Genomic DNA, 10,049 nt, shown 5'->3' with positions numbered 1-10,049 from the left:
TTTGCGACCGTCTCCACGACCAACATCCCGCGCAAGCCTCCCGTTCGAGCCGGAAGGCATTGTGGATGACTTGTCCTGGGGGTCCCGTTTGGACGCCGATCACCCCGAGAACGGGGTCCTTATTCCACGCCTAATCACAGTTTAGGCCAACGAACCCGAGCACGGTGGCGAGCGGCAGGGCGAGGAACTGCCGGAATGAACGCCGGACGGCGTTAAGGAAGCGGCGTGGGACCGATTGCATGGACCTCATGGTGCCGGATGTCCCTTGATCCCCTCGGCGGCTCCCGCTGCAGCCAGGATCGCGTTGGCCGCCACGACGTCATCCGCGTCCGGAGCGGCCATGGGACTGACGGACGCGCCGGTTCACGGTGCCGGCACCGGCGTCAGCGCATGTTCTTGGGGAGATGCTGGATCGGGTTCGTCCGCGACGGCGCACCGTCACCCTGCACGGCTTCGCCCTGCATGACGTCGGTGGAGGACTGGATAGCGCTCGGCGGCGCGACGCGATCGTTGCCACCGTCTTGCGACATGCCCGACGGCAAGGTCCCCGGGGTGGGCTGGTCGATTCGACTGGCTGCGGACTGGGCGAATGCAGGCGACGCCATCCCGAGGCCCACCACCATCGCTGCAACGGCGACCGTCCGAAAATTTCTCTTCGTCATTGCGGGTTGTTGTCCGTTCGGGTTTCCGTGGGGTCGTGAACTTCCAGGCCACAATGCCTCCGGGTGGTCGGTGTTCCCGCTCGGTCGGACTCCCGTTCGCGATCGGTCGGAGGCATAATCGCGACCACAGAATCGTGAGACAGAAAGTTTTGGATGCTTCTGAGATGCGCACGTGGTGCCTCCTGGTCTGACCAAGGCGACAACGTCGAGGCATCGTAATGATCGTCTTCCTCAGATTAATGTCAACGATTTTCTGAATGAAGAGAGGCTTTGTCGTTCCTAAATATTGTCATCGCGTGCGCCCTAACGTGCGCTGCTGCTCCCGCCCTAGACCAGGTCATGTTGTTTTCCACTTTAAGCCGCTATTTCGGGTCCGGCCCAACTGATCCGCCGGAAGCGCTGTCGGCGTTCCCCCGAAGTGGATGTTCGTCAAGCGTCCTGCAACTTCAGCTCGGGGTGGGAAGCGAAAGTTGACCTTGTGTCCGTAAGCGGATTTCCAGCTTTGCGCCCACCGCGGTCGTCAAGAAGCCTTTTTGCATTCGCGCGACTGGTACCGCTCCTCCCCGGCGACGCGGCGTCCTGGCTCAGCCCTGGACGTGGTTGGTCGCCGCCCGGTTTTCGGAAAAGCGTCCGCCCTTAGGGGTTCGAGGCTTTGAGATCGCGTGGCGCGATGCCGAAGCGCCGACGGAAGGCGGTACTGAAACCCGACGCGTTGGTGAAACCGCAGCGATACATGATGGCCGTGACGCTGTCGCTAGCATGTGCAGGCGCCGACAACTGGCGATGCGCTCGGTCGAGGCGCGCGTCGCGGATCGCCGCCGCCACGCCCTCCCCGTCGGCGAAGGCGGCGTACAGACGGCTGCGGGAGACACACAACGCCCGGTACAGGGCGTCGGGACCGAACCCCGGATCGTGCAGGCTGCGTTCGATGTGCACCGCGGCCAGTGACCGCAGCGCGTCCGCAGAAACGTCGCCCGTGGGGGCGCCCACCAAACCCCGGAACAGGTGGAGGGTGCTCTCGACCGCGATGCTGGCCTCGGCCTCCGTCATGTCGGGCACTAAGGCCGCGTAGGACCGCAGGTAGGTCGCGAACAGCACATTGAGTGGGCCGTGGCCAAACAGGCGCCCGGTGTAGGCTTCCGGCTCGCCGACATGGGCCCTGAAGGTCGCTCGCGTCGTGCTAAGACGGATTTCCTCATAATCCTCGTAGGCCCCAATCAGGAATGGGCGTCCGGAGTCGGTGACGCTGATGTCGCCGGGAGCCATCCGCCCGCCGCGGGTCCCTTGTTCGAAGTACTGAGTACCGCGCAGAACCAGAGCGATCGTGATGGTGTCGCGCCCGTCTTGGCGGACATGGCGCGCCGAGCGCGCAACATCGACCCGCGGGCCCTCGGTGTGCAGCAAGGTGCTATGGTCTGTGACAGCAACCAGGCGACTAGCTGCGAACGACCGCCGTTCGTCGGACCCGGCCGTGGAGACGCCAGACATGGCCAGCGCCGTGTCGCGCCAGAACTCGAACGCTCGCTTGGACTCGACCTCGGCCGTGCTCTGCCTCAGGGTTTTGACGCGGGGGCGCTCGGTCAATCCATACTCCCAGGCTCAGACGTTTGGGGTCGAGACTCGCTGGGTCTGCAAGGTATGTCTATTTACGAGATAGCAAGACTTCCAATCTGGTATTTTTCGTCGGCGTATGTCTTGCGTGCTGGGTGGAGTTGCCCGCCAGCAGACCTTCTGAACTTCAGAGAAGGGTCGTGAGCGTACGCGGCTGCAATGTCCGCTCTCGTGCATTTCTGCCTGAAAGCAGACCGGCAGAAACCCACCCCTTCCCGACGCCCGGAGGATCATCCGTGGTGGACGTATTTCGCCGAAAGCGACTGGTCCGCTTCGGCGGCGGTCCGCCGCAACGGGGAACAACGACGGGGTTTGAAGCGGTCTATCGCAGATCAGTCCCAGCGCAATATATGGCTCAAGCGCCCTCCGGCGTGGGCAAGGTCAGCAACCGCAGACGCTCGACCAAATCGCCTGAGCTGAGATTGCCAGCATTCAGGACTTGGCTCGCTCCACGCAGCGCCAAACGGTCCTGCGCTGACAGCGTCCGTCCCGTCAGCACCATGACGGGCACTACAGCGCAGCCAGGCAACTCGCGGAACATCCTGAGAAAGGTGAAGCCGTCCATGACTGGCATATTCAGGTCCAGCACGGCGACATGGGGCGGAGTGGCCGCCGCAATGCGAAGGGCCTGCTCGCCGTCCTTGGCCTCCACCACGCTCCACCCGTCATCTTCGAGGCTCTGCCGCATCGACAGCCGCGCGACGGGATCGTCCTCGACAATCAGGACGGCACCGCGGATATTCGTTCCAGAGGACCGGTAGCGATCCATAACACCTCTGAATCGTGTCCACTCCACTGGCTTCAACATGTAATCGGCCGCACCGAGCGAGGCCGCTAAATTGCGCTGGTCCAACGCAGTCACCATCACCACGGGGATCGCGCACAGCGCTGGGTCGGCCTTGATCTGGCTGAGCACCGACCAGCCGTCCACGCCGGGCATCATCACGTCGAGCAGAATGGCGCGAGGCCGGAGCCGACGGGTGAGGTCCAGCCCGGCCTGACCGTCGGCGGCGACCCGCACCCGGAAACCCTCGCGGCGGAGAAAGCGCGTCATGAGTTCGCGTTGGGCTGCGTCGTCGTCGATCACGAGGATTAGCTCTCCCCCCGTCCCCGCATCTCCCGCGTCATCCACGACCTCGGTCGGCTGCAGCTCACCTCGGCTATCTACGGGCCTGACGTAGGTCGCAGGCAGGGCCAGCGTGAAGGTCGAGCCCGCACCGCTGCGGCTGGCGACAGATACGGTGCCGCCCAGCATTTCGGAGAAGGCTCGCGTCAGCGCCAGCCCGAGCCCCGTCCCACCGAACCTGCGTGTTGTCGAGCTGTCCGCCTGCTCGAAGCGCTGAAACAGGCGCGTTGTCTGCTCGTCCGTCATGCCAATGCCGGTATCCGATACGGCGAAGACCAGCCGCTCGCTCCCCGGTTGAATGTCCTCCCGGCAGCACGAGAGGCGGATCTGCCCGCCCTCGGTGAACTTGGCAGCATTTGATAGGAAGTTGAGAAGGATCTGGCGGGTCTTCGTCAAATCCGAGTGCATGTCGCCAATGTCGGTCGCGAGTTCAAGCGTGAGGGCGTTCCCCTTCTTGGCCACCAAGCCGGCGACGGTGGCCACTAGATCACGCAGCATCGGTTCGACTGCGAAGGTCTCGGCGTACACCTCCATCTTGCCGCTCTCGATCTTGGACAGGTCGAGCACGTCATTGATGAGGCCCAACAGATGGCGCGCGTTGCCCTCGATCTTACCGATGTCACTGGCGATCGCATCCGCCTCGGCGCCGTCCTCGACCTCTTCGATCAGCATCTCCGCGTAGCCAATGATAGCCGAGAGCGGTGTGCGCAGCTCGTGGCTCATATTGGCCAGGAACTCACTCTTGGCACGGTTGGCGGCCTCGGCGGCGGCTCGTGCCTCTTCGGCCGCGTCGCGCGCATCGCGCAGCGCCACCTCGTGCGCACGGTGTTCCGTTGTATCCTCGTGCACACCCACCCACTCGCGTACCGCCCCGCCCTCGTCGCGCACCGGCATCGCGCGGGCGAGGAAGTACCGCCAAGTTCCATTGGCGACGCGCACGCGATGCTCCACCGCGTAGGGCACGCCTGTCCGCACTGCCTCCGCCCAAGCCGCCGCAGTTTCCAGCACGTCGTCGGGGTGAATGGCGTGGGTCCAACCGTCCCCACGCATCTCGACGAAAGTCTGTCCGGTCAGGGCGGCCCAGGCGGGCTGATCCTCCTCGAACGCCCCGTGGGCGCCGGTGACCCACATCACCCCTTTGACGGCCTGCACGGCGACACGGAAGCGCTCCTCGCTGCGGTGTAGGCGCCGCTGCACCCGGCGCTGATCAAGTGATGCGGCCAGCATGCCAAGGAGCAGGATCAGGAACGTCGCCGCGGCGACGGCGAGAGCGAGGTTCTGCTGGTTGTCGCTAAGTGCCACGGTGTGCGCTGCATGGGCGCCGGCCCCCTCGGCGGTGAAGGTCGCCGCGGCCATGCCGGTGTAGTGCATACCAGCCACCGCCAGCCCCATAATGCAGGCGGCGGCCAGCTTCTGCCAGGGACGGCTGCGGCGGAATGCCAGCCAGAGCGCGGCCGTAGCAGCCAAGACAGCGATCGCCACGGATAGGCCGACGACGGCCGGGTCGTAGACGAGATTGCCCGGCATGCGCATCGCCGCCATGCCGACGTAGTGCATCCCCGCCACACCGAGGCCCATCAACGGTCCGGCGACGGCTAACGCACGCGCTCCGACGCCCTGTACGACGACCCAGGCGAAAGCGGCGCCGGTCACGCCGACGGCGAGGGCGAGCGAGAGGAGTGTGAGGCCGAGGTCGTAGGCAGCAGGCATGCCCATCTCGAAGGCGAGCATGCCGACGAAGTGCATCGCCCAGATGCCCCCACCCATGGCGAGGGCCGCGCCGCCAACCCAGGCCCAGCGTGGTCCGGCTCTCCCCGGCACCCGCGCGGCAAGGTCGAGGGCAGTGTAGGCGGCGAAGATCGCGATGGCGATCGAGAGGGCGACGAAGAGCGGGTTATAACCGGTGTCGATCATGAGCGGACTTACACACACGGCCCAGGGCCGTCCTCGGGCGTCTCGCCGAGCGGACGCGCGTTGGAAACGTCTACAGACATCTTGATGCGTCCGCTCAAGCTTTTGCCGGTATGGTGCAGACGCCATCGCCAACGCAGCACACGCGCTTAGGATGCTCTGTCGTCGCAAATGCGCGTCCCATTCGATGACGCCCTATCGGTCAGCCAATGGGAGCCATCGGGGCTGGGAGCGGCTCCGCTTCCGCAAAGGTCTGCAGCAAAGCCCTCTCCGGCGCATCCGTTCCTAAGGCTGTGGCTTTATTGGACGAGTTGCCGCAGCCTGGGAAACGGTCACGCCCGTAATGGGGGTTGAACGCAGTGGTTCAGTGCCGATTTTTCGGCATGGGCCAGACCGTGCCCTCGAGCACTTCTTGCGGAAGCAGCCGCGCTCGGAAGGACGCACGGCATAGAGGCCGACAAGAGAAAGAACCGCGGCGCATTCAGCCACGAACCGCCGAAGCCACCACCGTCGCTCGAACTGGTCAGACGTCCGCCAATCGGTACAACTTCAGCCCGCCCCCGGACAAATGACGGCAGCGGGTACGCGAGAGTGTTTGATACTCGGCGGGAGCCTCCCCACGATCCGCATCGGCATCCACTTCGGCGACCTGTTCTGCAGTATTATCGGTGAAGACATGAGGCTAGAGTTCACGGTAGTGGGCGACACGGTCGTTGGTCAGCGACCTTGCGGACCTGAATGCCTCGCTCGACGAGGCGCGCCCGGCCGAGCGCGACTTCAGGCGCCGTTACGAGGGCTTCGACACCGAGCAGGCACGCGTGAGCCGCCTCCTGGAACTCTACCGCCGACGTGAGCGCCTGGCGGTCGAGCGTTCCCAGCTGGATATCCCGATCCCCCGTCGCAAGCCGGACGAGAAGGCCGCGGCAGGGCTGGACGGTCCGACCGCCCATACCTACGCGCAGTCAGTACAGGGCGTGCTTGAGGCGTGGGGCTTTCACGGGAAGCCGACCGTCAGCTTCGATCACGAGGCCCAGGACATCCGGCTGAAGGGCAAGGAGCGCTCGGCCGACGGCAAGGGCGTGCGCGCTCTGCTGCAGGCGGCCATGAAGGTCGCGCTTCTCGTCTACTGCCAGGAGCAACGCCGCATACATCCCGGGTTCGTGGTTCTCGACACGCCGCTCCTGACCTACCGCGAGCCGCTACGTTCGAAGCACGGCGAGTTGAGCGCCGACGAGCAGGCGCTCAAGGACAGCGGTGTCGCAGGCCGGTTCTACGGCCACTTGGCGGCCCTGTCGGAGATCGGCCAGTTCCTGATCGTCAAGAACAGCGACCCGCCCGCGGAAGCTTTGGCCCTGGCGAACGTCCAGCTTTTCACCGGCGAGCCCGATGACGGACGCTACGGCCTCTTCCCTCGTAGGCGCGCAGGCTGATGGCCAAGATCAAGAACGATCCAGGTCGATACGTGACCCGCGCCTCGATGGGCGGACGGCGAGGCATGGACGCGGACCGCCCAAGACTTCCGTGACGCCCATGTCGACGACGGCCGGTACGTGACGTTCAAGTCACGCGACCGTAACGGGAACGACTGCCCCTCACCCACCGCGAGGCATCATATTCAGGCAGCCGGTCGACTGCGAAGCGAGAACAAGCCCAAGGATGTCGCCGTTGGTTTGCGGGAGGCAGACCTCAGGGGCTCGGCACGTTGCCGGGCAGGCGTACCACGAAGGCGCTCAGCCCCGTCTTGTTCAGCAGATCCAGGTAGGCTTCGAGGTCGGGCTCTGTCTTGTTGAGGGCAACGCGCGCGCGGTCCACGACCTCCTCGACGACCTCGGGAAGTTCATCGAGACGCGCGCACAGCAAGTCGTCCGGATCGATGGGCGCCAATCCGAAAGGGGCGAGGGTCTGCCGGTTGAAGTGCTTCTTGTCCCGCGTCACGATCATCGTGGCTCCGCATTCGAGTGCGCCAGGCCTGGGGCCTGCAGCGCAGCGGTCCGCGCATCCAGGCGGCGGTCGAGCGCGGCGTCGAGGTGGCCCGCGCACGCTGGGGAATCGAGCGGGACGGCCAATTCCTCGCGCTGACGGGCCAGTCGATCACAGTGCGCGACCGCAGCTTGGCGGGATCCGGCACCCTGCGGCGGCCGGATATGCTGCCGCCGACCGAGCTGCGCGCAGCGATCCAAGAGGTCGTGACAGGGAGTTTCGGAGCGAGCGCCGAAGAGATCGTGCCGGCGGTCGCACGTATGCTGGGGTTCAAAGCGACGAGCGCTCAGCTGCGTGAAGTCATCGGAGCGCAAATCGAGGAGCTCACGCGGGACGGTAGGCTGACCGTGCAGGGATCGCTGCTGGCGGTGGCGAGCCCGTCGCCGTCGCTACAGCCGGTGTGAGTGCCTGATTGTCAGGGACCGCGCTCGTGAGCGACCTGTACGTCGTCGAGGCGCCGGCCGCGGCCCAAGTGGCGCCAGCCATCCAGGTGGAGGCGCACGACATTCGCTGAGGGCTCGCTTCATGAGCCCCATGAGGCGCACAGTGACACGGCAGGTAAGTGGGAACGGAAAGGGAATCCTTACGCCGTCCAGGCCATGCGAACGGGCTGCCTAACCCCATATCGCCCGGGAAGCTCTCCGTGATCCGCATGTCCGCCGCCGAGTACCGCGCGCTCGGCCTGCCACCTATGACTCGCTTGCCCGCCGCGGCCGCATCCCAGTCGTCCGCGGACAACGAGGGGCCGGTCCATCGAAGCGTCCTTGACATCCTGCGTCTGCGCTTAGGGGCCCGCTACCTCGTCCAGCACACCCCCAACCGCCCGCGCAGTCGAGTCCAGGGCGGCCGAGAGAAGCGCCTCGGCGCCGTCAGGGGCTGGCCGGATCTTGCGGTCTACGGGCCGGAGCCGGCCGGACCAGCTTGCTGGTTCGTCGAGATCAAGCCGCCCGGCGCACCCGTGCCAAGCTATCAACGTGAGATCCACGCCCAGCTTCGGGCGGCGGGATTCGAGGTGCGCGTACTGCGCGGGATCGCGGACGCCGAAGCAGCGCTCGCCCTCTGGGGGATCCCAACCCGGACGTAGCGATCCGGAGACGAGGCTTGGTGCCCCCGCTTTTATCTTGCGCCCCGTCCGACGCGGGAAACCAAGTGTGTCTCGGCGTGCAACTTTGGGTCTGGCGCAAATTCGATGCTGATTGGCTCATGATGCGCCGATCAGCATCGAAATTGCGCCAGACCCCTTATTCCACGCCCAATCACAGGCAGGCTGTCCCGGTGCGGCGCATGGTGTGTCACCAGTCCCGGGCATCATGGCTCTCGAAACACGCGGAGGCACTGCGCGGGACGCAGCGCTCTGGAACTGCGGGAGAGCGTTCGAACGCGCGGCTATCATCCGGAGAACTTCGGAATCTGGACCGGTTGGATCGCAACTCGGTCGCCGGCGGGCAGGCCGATTGTTGGGGCTCGGCACCTCAGGGCGAAGGCGTTGCGCCTACGGAGTCCCGATAGCTGGGATCCTCTCAACGCGTGCTTGGCCGAGCGCAAGGCATCAGCCCGGGCGGCCTGGCCAAGATCGCCAATCGCGCCTCAGTCATCGCGGCCTTTCAGCTGACGCCGCGCGGCGGCAATTCCGCGAGCCTGGTGCGCGGCGGTTGGCCTGCACCCGGCACTGCCCCGCCATCACGGCCGGCGAGATCGGCTGGGGCATCAAGAGCGCGGCTGAGACTGCCCGCGCCGAGGCCGCGGGACAGTAAGTCGGGGCCGGCCGGTCCGACGCCGCGCCGATTCGAGCGCAGAGCGACCACGATGGTTGACCTCGCCGAGACCGTCGACGCGTTTGTGCTGTCGGACCACGAGCGGCCGCACCGCGAAGCCGACAGCATTCTGGCCACGCGCGTCGACCGATGGCCGGACCCTACGCAAGACGCAATCGACCGGGGGTGGGCGCGGCCCTTGCCACGATGCGGGTCGAACTGCGGGATGAGAATGCTCGACAAGCCGGCAAATTCCACCGCTGACGGCGATCAGGGCCTCGATTGCTGCCTCGGTGGGGCCCTGAACGGTGCAACTGCTCCCGAGCCAAATTTGAAGGGCTGTGGGCAAAAATCGGTCGGCCGTACGGCGAGGTTGAGCATTTGGTTACCCGCGCTTCGGCTTCCTTTGGTCCAGGATCTCGGCCAGGATCCCACCGGTTCGCGTCGGCCTCGCGGGGGTCACAGGCTTCGCCGTAGCGGTGGCCTTCGCGACGGGGGGACCGACAAGCCGCAGGCGGCGGTAGGACGTTAGAACCGCGCTCTCGCGGAAGAACTTGCCCGGGCCGGCGGCCTCCGCCGCGGTCTCGGCGTCTTGCACCGCGGCTATGGCAGCCGCTTCATTTCGAAAGATCCCGACCATGGTGGCCTTGGGCAGGTGCACCCGCTTGCCGGAGGTGCCGGTAGCGTTCGGCCGGAAGCCCTTGGCCTTCAGCGCATCAGTGTAGGCCTTGCGCGCATCGGCGCTCGCGTCTTTGCACTCTTTCGGATCCTAATAAAGCGTAAAGGCGTGCAGGTACTCGCCCGCCGTCGAGTCGTCTTCCACCATTGCAATCGTCTCCAAGAGTAGATTTTCCGCGGCCGGTAGGTAATTACTCACCCCGGCAATTGCAGTGTTTAGGCGCCAACGGTCTTTAGGATGGTGCCGAAGGGACTGTGGCCTGTGAGGCGTGCTGTATCGACGACGGTTCGGATGGCGGCCTCGCCCTCGGCGGCCCACATCGCGCG

The 10,049-nt window shown here is 65.6% G+C and carries 7 protein-coding genes; 3 read left to right on the top strand and 4 right to left on the bottom strand.

Annotated features, from left to right (window positions below):
• Window positions 1-383: 383 nt before the first annotated feature.
• From MKK84_RS21675 to MKK84_RS21665, 3 genes are all read right to left on the bottom strand, one after another.
• Window positions 384-662, bottom strand: coding sequence for a hypothetical protein (locus MKK84_RS21675; RefSeq protein WP_243923483.1), 279 nt, complete (start codon window positions 660-662; stop codon window positions 384-386).
• A 636-nt stretch (window positions 663-1,298) separates the two neighbouring features.
• Window positions 1,299-2,246: a helix-turn-helix domain-containing protein gene (locus MKK84_RS21670; protein ID WP_243923482.1), complete on the bottom strand. Its 948-nt coding sequence runs from the start codon at window positions 2,244-2,246 to the stop codon at window positions 1,299-1,301.
• Between the two features lie 382 nt (window positions 2,247-2,628).
• Window positions 2,629-5,313, bottom strand: a complete 2,685-nt coding sequence (locus MKK84_RS21665; protein ID WP_243923480.1) for an MHYT domain-containing protein — start codon at window positions 5,311-5,313, stop codon at window positions 2,629-2,631.
• 710 nt (window positions 5,314-6,023) lie between these two features.
• Between MKK84_RS21665 and MKK84_RS21660 the strand changes: the two genes are divergently transcribed.
• Complete coding sequence (locus MKK84_RS21660; RefSeq protein WP_243923478.1) at window positions 6,024-6,740, top strand: hypothetical protein; 717 nt, start codon at window positions 6,024-6,026, stop codon at window positions 6,738-6,740.
• A gap of 256 nt (window positions 6,741-6,996) precedes the next feature.
• On the opposite strand, the gene MKK84_RS21655 is transcribed toward MKK84_RS21660, so the two are convergent.
• Window positions 6,997-7,251, bottom strand: coding sequence for a hypothetical protein (locus tag MKK84_RS21655; protein WP_243923476.1), 255 nt, complete (start codon window positions 7,249-7,251; stop codon window positions 6,997-6,999).
• 17 nt (window positions 7,252-7,268) lie between these two features.
• On the opposite strand from MKK84_RS21655, the gene MKK84_RS21650 reads away from it, so the two are divergent.
• A complete protein-coding gene (locus MKK84_RS21650) occupies window positions 7,269-7,694 on the top strand; it encodes a hypothetical protein (protein WP_243923474.1) in 426 nt (141 codons plus the stop codon).
• Between the two features lie 239 nt (window positions 7,695-7,933).
• Window positions 7,934-8,374: a hypothetical protein gene (locus tag MKK84_RS21645; protein ID WP_243923472.1), complete on the top strand. Its 441-nt coding sequence runs from the start codon at window positions 7,934-7,936 to the stop codon at window positions 8,372-8,374.
• Window positions 8,375-10,049 lie beyond the last annotated feature (1,675 nt).

The sequence above is a fragment of the Methylobacterium sp. E-065 genome (assembly GCF_022829605.1).
Lineage (GTDB): Bacteria > Pseudomonadota > Alphaproteobacteria > Rhizobiales > Beijerinckiaceae > Methylobacterium.
Note: the sequence above shows the minus strand (reverse complement) of the source record. Positions and strands in the feature narration are given on the sequence as shown.